Annotated in this window: 18 protein-coding genes and 1 pseudogene; 6 read left to right on the top strand and 13 right to left on the bottom strand. The window is 54.5% G+C overall.

Translation table 11 applies throughout. The features are described from left to right. Positions 1-52: 52 nt before the first annotated feature. The 5 genes from TU76_RS16295 to TU76_RS16275 all read right to left on the bottom strand — a co-directional run bounded on the left by TU76_RS16295 (position 53) and on the right by TU76_RS16275 (position 4,392). On the bottom strand, positions 53-1,141 hold the full coding sequence (locus TU76_RS16295) for a PQQ-dependent sugar dehydrogenase (protein ID WP_231984402.1): 1,089 nt from the start codon (positions 1,139-1,141) through the stop codon (positions 53-55). Positions 1,142-1,668: 527 nt separating this feature from the next. Then, on the bottom strand, positions 1,669-2,127 hold the full coding sequence (locus TU76_RS16290; RefSeq protein ID WP_019822805.1) for a hypothetical protein: 459 nt from the start codon (positions 2,125-2,127) through the stop codon (positions 1,669-1,671). 244 nt (positions 2,128-2,371) lie between these two features. Beyond that, positions 2,372-2,686, bottom strand: a complete 315-nt coding sequence (gene hdeA, locus TU76_RS16285; protein WP_019822807.1) for an acid-activated periplasmic chaperone HdeA — start codon at positions 2,684-2,686, stop codon at positions 2,372-2,374. A gap of 250 nt (positions 2,687-2,936) precedes the next feature. Beyond that, a complete protein-coding gene (locus TU76_RS16280) occupies positions 2,937-3,974 on the bottom strand; it encodes a zinc-dependent alcohol dehydrogenase family protein (protein WP_019822808.1) in 1,038 nt (345 codons plus the stop codon). 142 nt (positions 3,975-4,116) lie between these two features. After that, complete coding sequence (locus tag TU76_RS16275; protein ID WP_048352107.1) at positions 4,117-4,392, bottom strand: DUF2798 domain-containing protein; 276 nt, start codon at positions 4,390-4,392, stop codon at positions 4,117-4,119. Between the two features lie 130 nt (positions 4,393-4,522). Between TU76_RS16275 and TU76_RS16270 the strand changes: the two genes are divergently transcribed. The 3 genes from TU76_RS16270 (at position 4,523) to TU76_RS16265 (ending at position 6,388) form a co-directional block, all read left to right on the top strand. Beyond that, a complete protein-coding gene (locus TU76_RS16270) occupies positions 4,523-5,485 on the top strand; it encodes a LysR family transcriptional regulator (RefSeq protein WP_048352106.1) in 963 nt (320 codons plus the stop codon). A gap of 173 nt (positions 5,486-5,658) precedes the next feature. Then, positions 5,659-5,826 carry a hypothetical protein gene (locus TU76_RS25410; RefSeq protein WP_162837096.1) on the top strand — a complete coding sequence of 56 codons (168 nt, stop codon included), beginning with the start codon at positions 5,659-5,661 and terminating at the stop codon, positions 5,824-5,826. Positions 5,827-6,175: 349 nt separating this feature from the next. After that, complete coding sequence (locus tag TU76_RS16265) at positions 6,176-6,388, top strand: hypothetical protein (protein WP_019822811.1); 213 nt, start codon at positions 6,176-6,178, stop codon at positions 6,386-6,388. 37 nt (positions 6,389-6,425) lie between these two features. Here the strand turns inward: TU76_RS16265 and msrA are convergent, their stop codons facing one another. The 5 genes from msrA to TU76_RS16240 form a co-directional block, all read right to left on the bottom strand. After that, positions 6,426-6,893, bottom strand: coding sequence for a peptide-methionine (S)-S-oxide reductase MsrA (gene msrA / locus TU76_RS16260; protein WP_048352105.1), 468 nt, complete (start codon positions 6,891-6,893; stop codon positions 6,426-6,428). Then, a complete protein-coding gene (locus tag TU76_RS16255; protein WP_019822813.1) occupies positions 6,890-7,810 on the bottom strand; it encodes a homocysteine S-methyltransferase family protein in 921 nt (306 codons plus the stop codon). The genes msrA and TU76_RS16255 overlap by 4 nt, the downstream gene beginning before the upstream one ends. Then, positions 7,807-8,832 carry an ABC transporter substrate-binding protein gene (locus tag TU76_RS16250; protein ID WP_019822814.1) on the bottom strand — a complete coding sequence of 342 codons (1,026 nt, stop codon included), beginning with the start codon at positions 8,830-8,832 and terminating at the stop codon, positions 7,807-7,809. The genes TU76_RS16255 and TU76_RS16250 overlap by 4 nt, the downstream gene beginning before the upstream one ends. Before the next feature lie 39 nt (positions 8,833-8,871). After that, a complete protein-coding gene (locus TU76_RS16245; RefSeq protein ID WP_088500115.1) occupies positions 8,872-10,860 on the bottom strand; it encodes an ATP-binding cassette domain-containing protein in 1,989 nt (662 codons plus the stop codon). A 477-nt stretch (positions 10,861-11,337) separates the two neighbouring features. Continuing rightward, complete coding sequence (locus TU76_RS16240; protein ID WP_019822816.1) at positions 11,338-11,922, bottom strand: DUF6630 family protein; 585 nt, start codon at positions 11,920-11,922, stop codon at positions 11,338-11,340. 436 nt (positions 11,923-12,358) lie between these two features. Here TU76_RS16240 and dapA point away from each other — a divergent pair, with 436 nt between their 5' ends. Beyond that, complete coding sequence (gene dapA, locus TU76_RS16235; RefSeq protein ID WP_019822818.1) at positions 12,359-13,234, top strand: 4-hydroxy-tetrahydrodipicolinate synthase; 876 nt, start codon at positions 12,359-12,361, stop codon at positions 13,232-13,234. A 69-nt stretch (positions 13,235-13,303) separates the two neighbouring features. Here the strand turns inward: dapA and TU76_RS16230 are convergent, their stop codons facing one another. The 3 genes from TU76_RS16230 to TU76_RS16220 form a co-directional block, all read right to left on the bottom strand. Beyond that, positions 13,304-13,648: a hypothetical protein gene (locus TU76_RS16230; protein ID WP_037031803.1), complete on the bottom strand. Its 345-nt coding sequence runs from the start codon at positions 13,646-13,648 to the stop codon at positions 13,304-13,306. Positions 13,649-13,945: 297 nt separating this feature from the next. After that, the gene (locus TU76_RS16225) at positions 13,946-14,470 is read right to left on the bottom strand and encodes a hypothetical protein (RefSeq protein WP_403212623.1); all 525 of its coding nucleotides are present in this window, start codon (positions 14,468-14,470) and stop codon (positions 13,946-13,948) included. Between the two features lie 112 nt (positions 14,471-14,582). Then, complete coding sequence (locus tag TU76_RS16220) at positions 14,583-14,882, bottom strand: hypothetical protein (protein WP_019822822.1); 300 nt, start codon at positions 14,880-14,882, stop codon at positions 14,583-14,585. Positions 14,883-15,185: 303 nt separating this feature from the next. Here TU76_RS16220 and TU76_RS16215 point away from each other — a divergent pair, with 303 nt between their 5' ends. Further along, complete coding sequence (locus tag TU76_RS16215; RefSeq protein ID WP_019822824.1) at positions 15,186-15,815, top strand: YajG family lipoprotein; 630 nt, start codon at positions 15,186-15,188, stop codon at positions 15,813-15,815. Between the two features lie 182 nt (positions 15,816-15,997). Then, positions 15,998-16,232, top strand: a pseudogene (locus tag TU76_RS25970) (site-specific integrase); the annotation flags it as partial. Positions 16,233-16,234: the final 2 nt, after the last annotated feature.

Here is a 16,234-nt window from a genome sequence, read left to right as displayed (position 1 = left end):
TTTTTTGGCGAGGGAGCGGGCTTGCCCGCTCCCACACAATAACAGCCTGGGGTTATTGCAACCCAACCCGATACAGCACGCCATCGTCCTCATCGGTCAACACATACAGGTAACCATCCGGACCTTGGCGAACGTCGCGGATTCGGGCCTTGAGATCGCCAAGCAGGCGTTCCTCATGCACCACCTTGCCGTCACTGAGTTGCAGTCGAATCAGGTCTTTATCAGCAAGCGCGCCAATAAACAGGTTGTGCTGCCAGGGCTTGAAACGATCCGAGTCGTAGAAAGCCATGCCACTGATGCCGGGGGATTTCTCCCAGACATGATGCGGCACCACCGTGCCTTCGAGGGTTTTACCCTGAGCTTCGGAGATAGGTTTTGACGAGTAGTCAATGCCGTGGGTTGCCAGCGGCCAGCCGTAGTTCTTGCCACGCTCAATCAGGTTGATCTCGTCACCTCCTTTGGGGCCGTGTTCATGGGTCCACAACGTGCCCGTCCAGGGGTTCAGCGTTGCGCCTTGTTGATTGCGATGGCCGTATGACCAGATTTCCGGTCTCACATTCTTCTGCCCCACAAAAGGGTTATCGCTGGGAATACGCCCGTCAGGGTAAATCCGCGCAATTTTGCCCTGTAGCTTGTCCAGATCCTGTGACGTCGGACGCTGGTTGTTTTCCCCAAGGGCAATAAACAGATAGCCGTCGCGGTCGAATACCAGACGCGAACCAAAGTGATTGCCGGTTGAGAGTTTGGGTTCCTGGCGAAAGATCACTTCAAAGTTGCTCAATCGGGTCAAATCATCCGACAAGCGTCCACGGCCGACGGCGGTTCCCGCTTTGCCGTCTTCACCGCCTTCTGCATAAGACAAATACACCAAACGGTCTTCGGCAAAGCTGGGCGACAACACCACATCTAACAAGCCGCCCTGCCCTTTGGCCCACACCTGCGGCACTCCCGAAATCGGCGCGGACAGCTTGCCATCAGGGCTCACGACACGAAGATTGCCAGGCCGTTCGGTGATGAGCATGCCCTGTCTATCAGGCAAAAAAGCCAACGCCCAAGGATGATCTAGCCCCTCTACGACAGGGGTTGCGGTGACTGTTCCAGACTCGGAGGTAAACGTCTTCTGCGCATCGGCATGGGCCATGAACGCAATATTGAGTAGCGAAGTGGCACACAGCGTGGCCAGCAAGGTTTTTCTCAACATTAGCTAATCCTTGTTCTATTAAGGTTTGTCTCTGGGCTGTAACGACGGTGCTGTGGGTTTGACTGTTTTGGGAGGTGTCTGGCTACGCGGATAGCCATTCCCTATTTTGCCGTTATCTATAGAAGGGGTTCGCAGCACGGGTGTTGTCGAGGGGCCTGTTGCGCCAGGCACAGAAGGCCCCGTGCCCTGGCGGCTGTTGGGGTTAATGCGACGGATGGGATTGTTGGCGGGCGGCGTATTGGCGGGCGTGGTGTTTTGAGCCATCAACTCAGCATGGGCCGGGAGCGTTGAGCGGTCCGCTGTGCTCGAAAGCGTTTGAGCCTGCGCCTGAAAGGCAAGCACGCCCCCCATCAATAGAAAAAACAGACTGGATCTAACACCTTTCATCACGTCCTCCGCTTTTGCGCGACCTGAAGCTTTGATGGCCATACGCGTAACAGGTTCGGTTTCAAAGTTAACAAAACGTGTCAGGCATCGATTTCAGGGCCAATCTCGATCACCGTGGACTCCCTCGCTTGTGCCAGAAGTGCTTCGCGGCAAACTTGGTAGCAATCCTCGATATGGCCATTACCGACCAGCTTCATCACACCAAAACTGATGGTTGCAGCCACGGCCTGCCCGACAAACGGGACAAAGCGAATCACTGATTTGGTGGCCACTTTTGCACCCATCTTGCGCACCAGTGACATGACCAGGGTTCGACTGATGAATTTACCGATGACTTCACTGCCAATACCGGTGACCGCTACGACGATCAAGCGCTTGGACCGTGAGTCCATCTGCTCGATCTGGTGTGGAGTCAGGCCGAATTTGCTGTTGATCGCCGGCAGCATTTCAACCAGCAGGGCGACATCGGTACCTATATCGAGTCCGGGTATCGGGATTGCAGCCACACCTGCAGAAACTGCCGAGCGCTTGGTGACCATGGACCTGCATTCATCACGAATACGATCAAGCTCGGCTAATGACTTGATTAACATAGGGTTCCCCACAGATATAGATAAACCAGCGTAGTCTACTACGCCCTTCCGACCAGCAAGGCAGGCCTGTCTTTATGTAGAGGGTTTACGGCGCAGGAAATTCACAAAGGCGGGGATGTTTTTGGCCACATTAGTGCCCGACGTGCAGAAAAGTAGCCTGTACTCTTGTGAAGTACAGGCCAGGCGCGGGTTACACGTCTTTTTTGACTTTGTCCCACTCAGACTTGAGTTTGGAGACGAAGGAGTCTTTCGGGGTTTCCTTGCAGGCGGTCACGACCAGAGGCGTGATTTTTGCGATACCGTCCACGTCCAGTACCGCATCTTCAACTTTGCCCTTCTTGTTGATGGCTTCACCCAGACCAACCGCGGTCGGCTGGAAGCTTTCATCCACGGCCAGGAAATCCGCGCACGTCCATTGTGCGACGGGCTGTTTGGTTTCGGCCTGTGCCAAGGTTGACAGTGCAGCCAGACCCAAAGCGCCCACTAACAGAATGTGCTTCTTCATATGCAAATATCCCTATTGTCAAAGATTCAATAACATGTGTTGTGCCGCAGAAAACATAGTAGTGGATGTTATGCCTGTCAAAAAAACAGCAGACTGATCGACATGAAAACATCATTTAATACACCGCGCTTTATGGCCCGGGTAAAACACCAGGCGTAGTAATGCCCGCGTCATTTAATCTATAAATCCGCTACTGATGTGAAGCCTCTCGTAACCGCTTCGATTACATCGAAGCGATTACGGTGCCAGCCTATTGAGAAAGAATGACCTTCATGGCCTTCTCTTTTGCCGCGTTCCCGAAAACCTCATAAGCCTGGAGAATGTCGGACAGCGCAAAACGGTGAGTAATCAACTGTCCGGCATCGATTTTTCCGGATTGAACGGTTTTCATCAGCATGGGGGTGGTATTGGTATTGACCAGCCCGGTCGAGATTGTAACGTTCTGGATCCATAGTTTTTCGAGATGCAGTTCAACGCTTTTGCCATGAACCCCCACGTTTGCGATGCTGCCGCCAGGGGCGATAACCGATTGGCACGTATCGAAAGAGGCCGGAATACCCACTGCTTCGATTGCGACATCTACCCCTACACCATGGGTCAGCTCGAAAATGCGCTCCACCGCGTTTTGGGTTGTGATATCGATCACATCCGTCGCGCCAAAGCGCTGTGCAACCTCAAGTCGGTTGGTATCACCATCCACCATGATCAACTGGGCCGGAGAGTAAAACTGCGCCGTCAGCAGTGCCGCCATACCTACCGGCCCCGCACCGACAATCACAACGCTGTCACCCGGTTTGACCTTGCCAGCGAGCACGCCAATTTCGAACCCGGTTGGCAAAATATCGCTGAGCATCACCAGCGCTTCTTCGTCCGCCCCCTTAGGCACCGGATAAAGGCTGTTGTCAGCATGGGGGATGCGCACATATTCAGCCTGGGTTCCGTCAATCGTGTGACCCAGAATCCAGCCTCCATCGGCGCAATGGGAATACATCTGACGACGACAATTTGCACAACTGCCACATGAGGTGATGCAGGAAATCAGGACATGATCACCCGGCTTGAAATTGCGTATGGCGGGACCTACCGCTTCAACTACACCCACTCCTTCATGACCCAGAACAGTGCCATGGGTCACTTCAGGCACATCGCCCTTGAGGATGTGCAAGTCAGTTCCGCAGATGGTGGTGTGAAGTATTCGCACAATGGCGTCGGTCGGTTTATCGATGACCGGTTGAGGAATGTCAGCCCAGGCTTTTTTGCCAGGCCCCAGATAAGTGAGCGCTTTCATGATGGCCTTCCTTTACCTGATCAAAAATCATCAGCAACGGCCACTCAGGTGCACCCTGCGTGGCCGCCCCTAAAACACTGAACCAGTTAAGCAGCCTTTTTCCATCGCGCCCTTGCCGCAGGTCACATAAAGCTTTTTTGGACTAACGGTGCGGGTGAACCGTGAGCGACACCAACCTCATGACAATCGGCCGCACCACGAGAATGCACAGGAAAGCGACAGGCATTGCCAGTTGATAAGCATGCAGCACATTGCTTAGGTAATCGCTCTCAATACCCGAATTCGCAGCGGTAATCACCAACGACATCAGGAAGGCCATGATCGTCGACATGTAAAAAGCGAAAACGTAAGGCGTAGCGCGAGCAGTGAGCTTAAAGCGTTTAAAAATCGGGGGATTAGCAGAGACTTTTGATGTCATAAGGAACCTTGTCCGGCTTCATTTTCAGGAGTCATGCACCTTAACAAGTTCAAAAACAGGCAACTAGACGCCAGTCCACAGTTACTTTATAAATAAAAACTTACGAATAGCTTGAGTGGGCTTACCCTACGTGAATCTGTTAGCCGCAATTACCAGTTTTATCAAAGTGGTGGAAACAGGCTCCATCGTGGGTGCAGCCAAACATCTGGGACTCAGTGCAGCCGCTGTTAGCCAGACCATCAATCGCCTTGAAGAACATCTGGGCGCACGCCTGCTGCAACGCACCACGCGCAGCATGGCGCTCACCGAGCACGGCACGATTTATTACGAAAGAGTTCGACATATCGCGTCTGACCTTGAGTCGGCACACATGGCCATCAGCACTGGAGAAACTGAACTTCAAGGGCGGCTTTGCATTGCGTCGACCTCCGCGTTCGGGCGGCATGTGCTGGCCCCGCTAATCGCAGGTTTTGCCGACCGTTACCCGCGTTTGACCCTTGAACTGTGCACCACCGACGGCAAGATCAATCATATCCAGGACGGTATCGACCTGAGCCTGCGGATCAAGCCGCAACTGGAGGAAGGCATCGTCGCGCGCAAGATCGCTTCAATCCCTTTTATTATCTGCGCCTCCCCCGCCTATCTGGCCCGAGCCGGTTCCCCGCGCACCCCGGAAGAGCTCCAGAAGCATGCCTGTCTGGCCTTTCGCTACCCGCTGGACGGACGTTTTCTACGCTGGGGGTTTATCCGGGAGGGCCAACACTATTACGCGGCGTTGAACTTCACCGCGATCAGCGATGATATCGATGCACTCACCCAAATGGCGATCCACGGCGCCGGGATCGCGCGCCTTGCCGAGTTCGTAGCGGCTCCCTTTATTGAGTCAGGCCGACTGATGAAGCTGCTGGAAAGCAGCCACGAATCGACGGAGTCCTACGCTGAACCACTGGATATCTATGCGTGTGTCCAGAATCGCGCAGCCATGACACCAAAAGTCAAAGCGTTTATTGGCTATTTGACAGAGCATTTGGAACAACGCTGGATTAAAGACAATATGATGACAGAGCCACTCACCGGCTCTTTAACGCACTAAATAAGTGCAACGCTAATTTGGACTATGTTTATATCTTAATCCCCTAAAAACAAACCACAAAAGTTGCACTTTGGTTATCTGTCGGCTACGCATTTAAAAAATTCGCACAGCATCGTTATATTTTTTATTGTACTGTTACACTCCGTTTCAAATGCCATTCAAGGAAGATGCATATGAGCGCCACAACTAAACGTGGATGGAAATGGGCCTACCGCAAGCTGCGCGATCTGCACTGCGAGCGCCCTTCTGCTTTTTACAGGGCAACCCTGTATTTTCTCCGAGGCGACACCGGCACTTTTGTCTGTGATGTCACACACAAGAAAATCCGTATTAGCCGCTGAGGCTGTCCAGCATCACTATTTGTGCCCAAGCGTGCCTGTCAGCATTTAAAAGTGCTGGCGCCCAATCCGCTGCAGAGCCCGTCACGCCGTCAAGCAGTTTGAGAGACTGTGGTCGCCTTATCAGAAAGTGCGTGAATGTTATCTATCCTCTTCAACCCATGAGTTCATCAAGGTTCAGCCGTAGATTGCACTCAAGTCCTGTGACCACGCGAGCAAGCCAGTACAATTGCCTGCATCCATTTGAACCCCTGGCCTGACAACGGGGGATGAAATCACCTAGTGGCTGCTGGATCGATGAGCCATGCCAGGCGGCGAGGCTCATCGATCAGGCACCGAAGAAGTCTTGAGAATGCCAAAGAAGAAACAACCCGCCGAGAACCCGGCTGTCACGGCAGCAGACATAGAACGGTCAATTCAGGCCCTGAACAAAATGGCTGAGCGCCTTTGGGGGGAGGATCGAGTGGCGGAAGCAAAAGCCCTGATCGATGCCCTGGATGCTCTAAACCGTGCACTGGACAGGATCAGGATTGGCGAAAGTCGCCGGGCGGTCACTCTCCACTGAATGTGTGCTCGCTCCCACCCTGTACTCCTTCGACCTTTCAGAGGGAGCAGGCACCCGCACCATGCTTTTCCAGGTACCGCTGCTGGTCTTCATCCGCCCGTTGAAACTCACCCAGTGGAAGAATGACCGTGGCCACCGATTTTCCCAAGCGGCCGCTGGCTTCCAGTTGCTGGATACCGGCCAGGGCTAGCCGGCCTTGTTGATCGGAGTTGATAAACAAGGCCGAACGGTACTTCACCCCGATATCCGCCCCCTGGCGATCGATTGATGTCGGATCATGCAGCGTCCAGAAATGTTCGATCAGGCGACTGTAGGAAATCACCCGCGCATCAAAGTCGACTTGCACCACTTCAATCAGCGCCGATTCATCTTTCGACGACCGGGCAAAACCGACGCGACTATCGAGCACACCCGGTAACACTCTGAACCCGGCTTCAGCCCCCCAAAAACAGCCCGCGCCGAAAGTAGCCTGCTCAACATTCACGTCTTCTCGAAAATCAGTCATGGGCTGACCACCTCTTTTTGTGGCAGCAGATGCGTGTGCAACTGTGCGATATGTTCAGGTCCGATGCCACAGCACCCTCCAACAATACTGGCACCTGCCGCTACCCAGGACCTTGACCAGTGCAGGTATGACTCAGGCCCCAGATCGCTGCGAATCTCCAGCAACGTGCTGTTTGCTTTTGCCTGGGTGTTTACGGGAGGGAATGCGTTGGCGTACACCCCAAGCTCAATGGTTTGATCAACGCTACGAATTACGTCTCGTGCGCTGCTAAGTGCCGCAGCCATGACTTCGGGCTGGCTGCAATTGAAGAGCACCGCTCTCGCCCCCAGCTCGATCGCTACGCGCACAGCATCGACCACCGACTCTGAAGAGCGCAGTCGTGGCGGCTCATCAGCTTCATCAAGCAGGGTAAACGACACCCAGAGTGGCTTGGGCTCAACGCCGAGCGCCTCCACCACCGCCCGTACCTCCGCGATAGAGCTCTGGGTTTCCGCCAACCAGACATCGACATGAGCCCGCAGTCCGGCGATCAACTCGCGATGAATAGCGACCGAGCGTTGATGATCAAACAGATCCGGTCGATAAGACCCCAGGGCTGGCGGTAGAGAGCCGGCCACCGTGACCGGCTCGATGCTGCCGGATGCCGCCTGGCGAGCCAGGTCTGCGGCCCGTTCGGCCAGCGCTCGCCCATCCCTGGCAAAGCGCTCATCACCAATATGAAAGGGCACCACCGCGTAGCTGTTGGTAGTGATGATTCGTGCACCAGCCTCAATGAACGCTTGATGGGCCTGGAGCACAAACTCTGGGGCCTCGATCAGCGCAAGCGCTGACCATTCAGGCTGGTGAAACGGCGCTCCGATCCGCTGCAGCTCTCGACCCATGCCGCCGTCGAGCAAACGCAAGGACGCCTGGCTCATTGGATTGCACTCACTTTCGGCGCCGCTGCAGCGAGCCATTGATCAACGATGGCACTGTTCGCCTGGACCCACTCCTTGGCCGCGATATCAGCTGGCAGCTTTTCCTTTTCGATCTTCAGGATCAGATCATTGAGTTGTGCAGGCTCGATAGCGACATTGCGCAGGAACTCGGCAATTTTCGGTGCGCGCTTTTGCAAGGCAGTGGACGCCAGGACATGCACCTTGGCATCCGGGAAGGCGCAGGTGATCTGACTCTTGTTCAACCAGTCCGGATCAACGGTGGGGCTGATGAATTTCCAGCAGCCATCGGCCTTGTACAGCGGGTCTTCTTTTTTGTTGTCCTGGGCATAGCCGTCAAAGGCGGGCTCTTCCAGGCGACGCAGGTCAAACGCCGAGAAGATCCAGTCCGGCGTGTAGGCATAAAACACCACGCCACGCTGCCCCTTGTAAGCTGAAGCCAGTTTGGCGTAGGTCACCGACGCCTCTGTCGATACCGACTCGAACTTATCGGCAAACCCGTAATCCTTGGCCTTGATCTGGCCAATATACGTCGACTCCCATCCGGCAGGCCCCACCAGCAGTTCAGCCTTGCCGCCGCCCAGTGGCTCGAAGAGCTTGGCCACTTCCGGTTTTTTCAAGTCATAGATGGATTTGACCCCGTACTTGTCTTGCACATAACCGGGGATATAAAAGCCCTGTTCCCCGGCATACGGATGAGTGTTCGCCACCAATGAACGGGTACCTCCCGTGACGTATTTCGCCCAGGCTGCCGACTGGTTCGGCAGCCAGATATCCGTCAGTACGTCCACTGAGCCATCGCCTTTCGCCGCGGCACTGAACAGCACCGGTACATCCCCCGCAAGATACGAAACATCCCCATCAAGACGGGTTTTGATCACTTCCCCGAGGATGTGCTGAATAGCGATGGCTCCCGTCCAGTTTTGCTCGCCAATCACTATTTTGTCCTTGGCCAGGACGGTTGCAGGAAGAATCAGGGCGCTCAGCAGTGCAGCAGCGCCCATAGTGCGCAATACGTGTGTCTTCACAATAAGTCTCACCGTTTAGTTGTGCAGATGATCTTGCTTGCGCAAGCTCGATTGAATGATTCGATCAGGGATCAGCGCACACAGAACGATCGCCACCCCAGCCAGCACGCCCTCGCCGCCCTTGATATTGCGCAACGCCGTCATGACGTCATAACCCAGGCCGCCAGCACCAATCAGTGCCGCCACCACGACCATCGACAAACTCATGACGATGGTTTGATTGATGCCCAGCAGCAGCGATCGTCGAGCCAGAGGCAGTTGCACTTTGATCAAGGTTTGCCACGGGCTGGCACCATGTGCGACCGCCGCTTCGACGGCATCCTTGGGAACCTGCTGAATACCCAGCGATGTCAGGCGAATCATCGGCGCCAGGGCGAATATCACCGTTGCGATCACGGCGGGGGTCTTGCCGACAGAAAAGAACGCGACGGCAGGGATCAGGTACACAAACGTTGGCAGGGTTTGCATGACATCCAGCAAAGGCGTGATCACCTTCCTTACGAGCGGCCGCCTGGCAAGCAGGATGCCGGCAGGCACGCCAATGACCAGGGCAATCAATACTGACGAGCCGACCAGCGCCAGCGTGGCGATGGTTCGCTCCCAAAAGCCGAACAGACCGATGTACAACAACGCCGCGCCACTGGTCAGCGCCAACGCCAGGCCCGCCGAACGCCACGCCAACAGCACCAGTGCCAGGGCCGAAACGGGCCACGGCAACCAGCCCAACACGCTTTCGATGCCTTCGATGACGCTCCTGACAGCAACGATCACACCCACGAATGCTGTCTCGAACGTCACTTGGGACCAACTGATAAAATCATCAATGCTCTGCGCCGTCAGTAACAGCGCCTGGCGATTGCTGGGGAACTGCAGCAACACATTGGTCGTGTCAGGGGTGAGGACCCGCCAGATCACCAATGCCTGACTGACCAGTAACACGGCCAAAGGCAGCGCCCAACCCGATGCGTTGCTGCGCACAGGATGGCGACTCAAGGATAAGGCGGTATAACGACTGGCCGCTAACACCGCTACGGCCGCCAGAATCGCCAGCCAAGAGGCACTGGCTATGCCTTGCCCGACTAGAGCCAAGGCGCCGAGTTCTGCAACGAACGTGAGCCAGAAAGCACCACCCTTGCCCTGCGCGGCCAAGGCGGCGGGGCCCAGCAACAGTGCTTGCCAGTTGCTTATAACAGCGCTGGAAGCTTGTTCACGACGCGTGTTTTCAGGGGCGCTGTCGATGCTCTGCAGCACTGACGGGGTTGGGGTGCAGTCCCGAAAAAAATCCGCGACTTCAGCGTCCACCGGATGCTCCAGCAACTCTTCGGGTGTACCCAGTTGCACCAGCCGCCCACGGCGCAGCACTGCAATGCGGTCAGAAAGACGTATGGCTTCGGCTGGGTCGTGGGTGACCAGCAATGTACTGATACCGCGTTCACGCACCAGCGCGAGAAAGTGACGTTGCAGATCCCGTCGGATGGTTGGATCAAGTGCGCTGAATGGCTCGTCCATCAGCAAGATGTCGGGCTCGGTCACCAATGCCCGTGCCAGGCCAACACGTTGCTGCATGCCTCCGGAAAGCTCATGGGGATAATGATCGCCCCACCCTTCCAGGCCGACCGCCTGCAACTGCAGGCTTGCCGCCGCATGACGAATCGGCTCGGGCTCCCCGCGCAACTCGAGGGGCAGTGCAACGTTGTCCAGCACCGTGCGATGAGGCAGCAGGCCAAAATGTTGAAACACCATGCCGATGCGCCGGGATCTTAAATCGCGCAAGGCCCCAGGGCTCAAGCCACTGATGGCCCGGCCTTCGATCAGGACTTCGCCACTGGTGGGCTCGATCAAGCGATTGATGTGGCGCAGCAGCGTGGACTTTCCGCTGCCGGATGTTCCCATCAGGCACAGCACCTCTCCACGACGAACCTTCAAGCTGACATCGCTGACGGCAAGCAACGCAGAAGCGTTTTTGCGCTGATACGTTTTGGTGACGTTTCGCAACTCAAGCACTACGTCATCCTCCCTTGCGCGATTGCTGGAGGGATGCGCGAGCAATTGAGATGGCTCGATCCGGGCTGCTGAAAAAGAGGTTTGAGTAAGTGTCACAGTAGCTCCGAGCAAGCGCCCCCTGGAGGCGGACTTGCCGCTCGCTCCAGAGTAGGAAATTTGGCTGCGCCTCAGGCCATGCGTCGAATACGGTACGCCTGATGCAAAAAAAAGCGCCGCGGTTGAGGGCGGCGCCTTGCAGAGGCATAAAGCTAAACGATCTTAAAAACTACAAATAAATACTATTTTGGAATTAGCTTAGGTCTATATCAGCCCTTCCGACGGCTTGGGTTCAGGCGTAGGTAAACCAGCGGAGCGGGCGGCGCAGCCATATGCCAAGCGGTTGCGGTTATAAACGCACCCTGATCAGGTCAAACCGCCAGGTATCGCGACTGAATAATGGGCCAGCAGCCCCTCGCCCATCATCACTCTGCAAAGTGTCTAGAAACTCTCAAGGCTGACTTTGATCCCGGCACGCCCCGCCAACTCAATAATCACGGGTACCCGATCAGCATCAACAATGAAACCGTCGTAATTATCCCCTCCTGAATCCAGGTGAAGATAACGCTTACCTAACCGGGCCAACCACTGATCAAGGTTGCCGAGAACCTCGGGCATGGATGAGGTGCCTTCATGGACATAGACGTAGGGTTCGTTCAAACCACTGGCGTTCACCAAATAGGGCGCCTGATACTCGAAAACGTCATACCCCCTCCAGTCCACGCTAAGCAGAACGAGGGTTTCAAGTTTTTGTCCCTTGGGGTCATTCAAGAACCCCTCTGTGAGAGCGCTGGGTGCGTCATCTCCCATCGCGTATCGACGCATCACACGCCGCACAAGCCTGGCACCTTCCTTTTGTGGAATGAGGGCTACCAGCTCATTAGCAAAAGCCTCAAGTGCTTTTTTCTGGGCGGGATCGTGCCCCTCGGGTCGCAGTTCTTTCATGATTTTTGAAGCGCTGAGGTTGGTTTCCTCGGGTGGAGGCATGGTGAAGCGTCCACCAAACAGCCGATCTAAAAAGCCCATGTCACTCCCTGTTTCACATTGAGGATAACCATCACGTCCACGTCTGGGTGCCGTACCGCGTATGAGCTTACGGGCGCAAGGTGATAATTGTCGATCAACTGCCTTGCTGATAGCTTCCCGACCATTTCAGGCCAAGGTCCAATGGCCAGTTGACATCTGCGCGGCAAACTTCTAAAAAAGGGGTCATTGATTGAAGGCGAACCCCCTGATGTTGCTAATCACCGACCTTTTGCTGCGCAATATCGGCTTAAATGCTGATGCGTCGGGTCGTGCCTGCTTCGCCTCCAAATCCAAGAAACAGTCGCTCATTTGACCGGGGCGCGCTGTCCCGTCAGATGGGCTGACAGGACATGAGCGCTACGGACTTCCTCCCTTGCTTTGTTCCCTTCTGCACTTCTGGCGGTGACTAAATCGGTCAACCCTCAGGAGAAAGTACATGTCATCGTTTCAAGGGATCTGGATTCCACTCGTTACACCTTTCCATAACGGCGCGATCGACTTTGTCGCACTTCGGCGGCTGGTCAGTCATCTGCTGGCAAGTGGAATCGACGGTATTGTGGTCTGTGGTACCACGGGCGAAGCAGCTGCGCTGAGCAAACGTGAGCAGTTGGATGTGCTTGATGCGGTGCTCGAACAGGTACCATCAGCGCAGGTGGTCATGGGGCTGGCCGGCAATAACCTGGCCGAATTGCTGTGTTTTCAGAGTGAAATCCTCAAGCGCTCCGTGGCAGGTTTACTGGTCCCGCCGCCGTACTACATCCGCCCGTCCCAAGCGGGGCTTGAAGGTTTTTTCAATACCGTCGCCGATGCCTCAAGCGTTCCGATCATTCTCTATGACATCCCCTATCGCACCGGCGTGACCTTCGAACAAACGACCTTGCTCAACATTGTCGAGCATGAGCAGATTGTCGCTATCAAGGATTGCGGCGGCAATCAGGCCAACACACTGGCGCTTCTGGCCAGTAAAAAAGTGGATGTGTTATGCGGCGAAGACAACCAGATATTCAGTGCATTGTGCCTCGGGGCATCTGGCGCAATTGCTGCCTCTGCACACGTCCATCCAGAGCTGTTCGTGGCCCTGTATCAGCAAATTCGCGATAACCAGCTGGCCGAGGGCCGTGCGACGTTTTTTCGATTAGTACCGTTGATTCACAGCCTGTTCATCGAACCCAATCCTGCTCCGGTGAAATCCGCCCTGGCGCTTGCTGGCCTGATCAATGACGAGTTGCGAGCGCCGATGCAACGTAGCAGTGAAGCCATGAAGCTGCGTTTGCAGGGCATAGTGAACGTCCTGAAAAACAGCGACTGTTAGATTGCCAAGGACCCAGGCACAGTCATGGCCGCCCGGCACATGGGCGGTCTTCAGGCCGTTGGAGTGTTATCAGGAAGATCGAAAGCCCCAGACGATTTCGACAACACGCATCGAGATCACCACGTAAATCAGGATGAGGGATGCCTGGAGGAGCAAGTGGTAGCGAAGAGTGGCGAGCCGGCGAATGCCGTCACTCACATTCAGTACCAGAAGGATTGTCGATAATGCAACAAGGCCCCACCCTGCCATGCTGGATGCCAGGAGCCCCATGAACAGATCATGTGTGCCTCTCAGGGCATCGGTCCCCGCTGCAAAAAGAAGTGCGCACACGACCAGGTTTTTAACGTTGTCGAAGATCTGCGTACTGAGATCGTTCTCCAGCAACTGCTGATAGCGCTTCCAAAGTCTTTGCATGGACGAACACCTCAACAATGAAGCCTCGATAACTGACGTGAGCTGTATCTCGGTTGAATTCATATACTGGTTATTCGTGCAGGGCATCCCACGCCTGTTCGCCGACAGCCCCTGCATTCCTCAACCCCATTCTGTTAGCACGCTTCACAATCGAGGGTTGAGTGTCAGAGACTTATTTGAGCCGTCAGGCACTGCAGATCATTAGCGTAGCAGTTGAACGTACGCCTATAGCGGGCCCGTATACGTTGCGTGAAGGGCTAGCCTCGCAACGACGAACAAAGCACTGTGTGCAGCGCCTCAACTGGCATTGGAGAGCTGAACACAGATACAAAAGCTTCCTAGGACCAGCCAAAAAAACATGAATAACCAGGGCGTTCTCATGGAGAACATCAGAGACTTTCTATACCCCTTGTGACTGGACTCAGTCTCGTTGAACAAAGGGGAATCATCGTAGGCATTTCCCATCACAGGATCACTTTTGAGCAAATGGCTTTGCTTGAAATGCCAATGATCAATAATGACATTCGACGCTTTAAATCCTGGCCAGGCATTCAGTGAACTCACAACGCCCAGAACCGCCATCAAGGTGGGCACTATCAGAGTGAACAACTCACCCCACGCAGGATTCAGGTTGGCCATTGAGGAAGCGAACGCGATGACCAGAAACGACTGAGCCGTCAAATAGGCGTTCGTACGATTGGACAGCAAGGAGGTTTCGTACTGGATCTCTCGTCGATAGAAATCCAGACGGTCTTTCGGAGTACCAAATAGAAATACGTCCTCGGCAGACTCCCTTGGAACGTGAACATCCTCGGTAATGATCTTGGACACAGTAAATTTCCGTGGGATTGAATTTACTTAGAGTCCAATTCCCTCAGGGGTTCATTTGATTTATCCCGCGAGCGTTCCACAAACACCTGAAGTGGCGCTGTTGTCAGGTGTCCTGCCCTTTTACCTGGCAGATCCCATTAGCCCTGGCCTTACCTGTATATGAAACACTTGCAGAGCCGTCTGGATTGATCATCAACGAAATCGTAATACCGCTGCCCTTGGCCTCGAAATAGGTTTCACTGAACTTCTTCAGCGTGGCCTCTTTGCCATTGATATAAATGGGACCACCCTGATCGGCGTGGACCTCAGTGCCTCCTGGACAGGTTGCGTTAACTAACGGAACCCCGGCATGTACAAGGCCAGCACTCGAAGCCAGCAGAACACCTAACAGTAACTGTTTCATTTAAAAACCTCCTGAATAGGTCGATAGCCTAAAGCACTGCTTTAGCTCACTTCAACACATCACGCTTCGGTGCAAGGTGCCTGCCATGGGGTTGCAAGCGTATTTTCACTGAGCAATAACAGGCGTCACACACAACAATTACGCGATTCAACGACTGCAATGACGGCCTGAATCTGAGCCGATTTTTTTGCGTTCAACCCCGTGAAATATCCCAGCAGTAGAGCTGCGATTTGTCTTCTACACTCTTTTTGGCCAGTTTTGGGTCATGCCTATGAAGGCGCACTATAAGAGGGAGTATTGAAGATGGTTCGCAAAATTTTGGCGGTTGCTGCATTGGTGCTGTTGTCAGGTTGCGCCACTAACAGGGCAGAAGTGAATGTGGATGTTTTGCCACCAGGCAATACTGAGACACCGGCCCCCAGCAATGGCAAAAAGGTTTACATCAGTACCGTTGATAGTCGTGTTTTTGAGATCAAGCCTTCCAGATTCGATATACCGTCACTGAAGTACGACGACATCGACGACACGTCGATAACCGAGCGGGCGATTGCGCGCAAACGCAATAACTTCAATATGGCCATCGGCGACGTGCTGTTGCCACAGGGCCGTACAGTTTCAGGGTTGGTAGGCGATGCCGTTGCCACCGCTTACCGCCAGGCAGGCTATGAGGTGGTCAGCGCTCCTGGAGCCCTTGATGTCAGACAAGTGAACGTAAACATCATTGAATTCTGGTCATGGTACACGGCTGAAGGCGTGCTCGATAAAGTGCTACGCAACAAGTCCTTTTTGCAGATAAAAACCCCAGGCAAGCCTGAACACTTCGTGAAAACGCTGGTCAGCGAGAACTTGAAAGTGCCGACAGATACCGACTGGAAGAAAATCACCGAAGCCGGTCTTGAAGCCATTACCCAGGAAACCCTGAAACAGCTTTAAGCGACTTGCGGGACACAACAGGTCAGTGACCGTCTATTTCAAGTACCAGCTCACGGCTGTTCATGGATGTATTCGGTCACTGCCGGGATGGATAACGAGTGCAAAACGGGGCGCAAAGCCCCATTAAATGCGTGACGCGACCCTATGACGGGCTCAAACCCTGCAAGCCGACCATCAGCGCCTTGAAGATACGGTACAGACCACCGTACAACTGCCGGCACACCTATGAGACAATACGCAATATGTCTGGCATGAACCCCCGCATTTATTTCCCAGCAGCTCGGCCATAACGTGCAGATGCTGCTGTCGACTTATGCGCGATGGATCAACTCAAGCTCAGATCGGAGTGAGCTTGAAGAGCTCCCAAAGGGGTCAAAAATTGGTCCCGGTCCAAATTCGCGCTTTCTAAGCTATTGATA

The sequence above is a fragment of the Pseudomonas psychrophila genome, assembly GCF_001043005.1.
GTDB lineage: Bacteria > Pseudomonadota > Gammaproteobacteria > Pseudomonadales > Pseudomonadaceae > Aquipseudomonas > Aquipseudomonas psychrophila.
The sequence above is the reverse complement of the archived record's forward strand: the minus strand, read 5'-3'. Positions and strand labels throughout refer to the sequence as shown.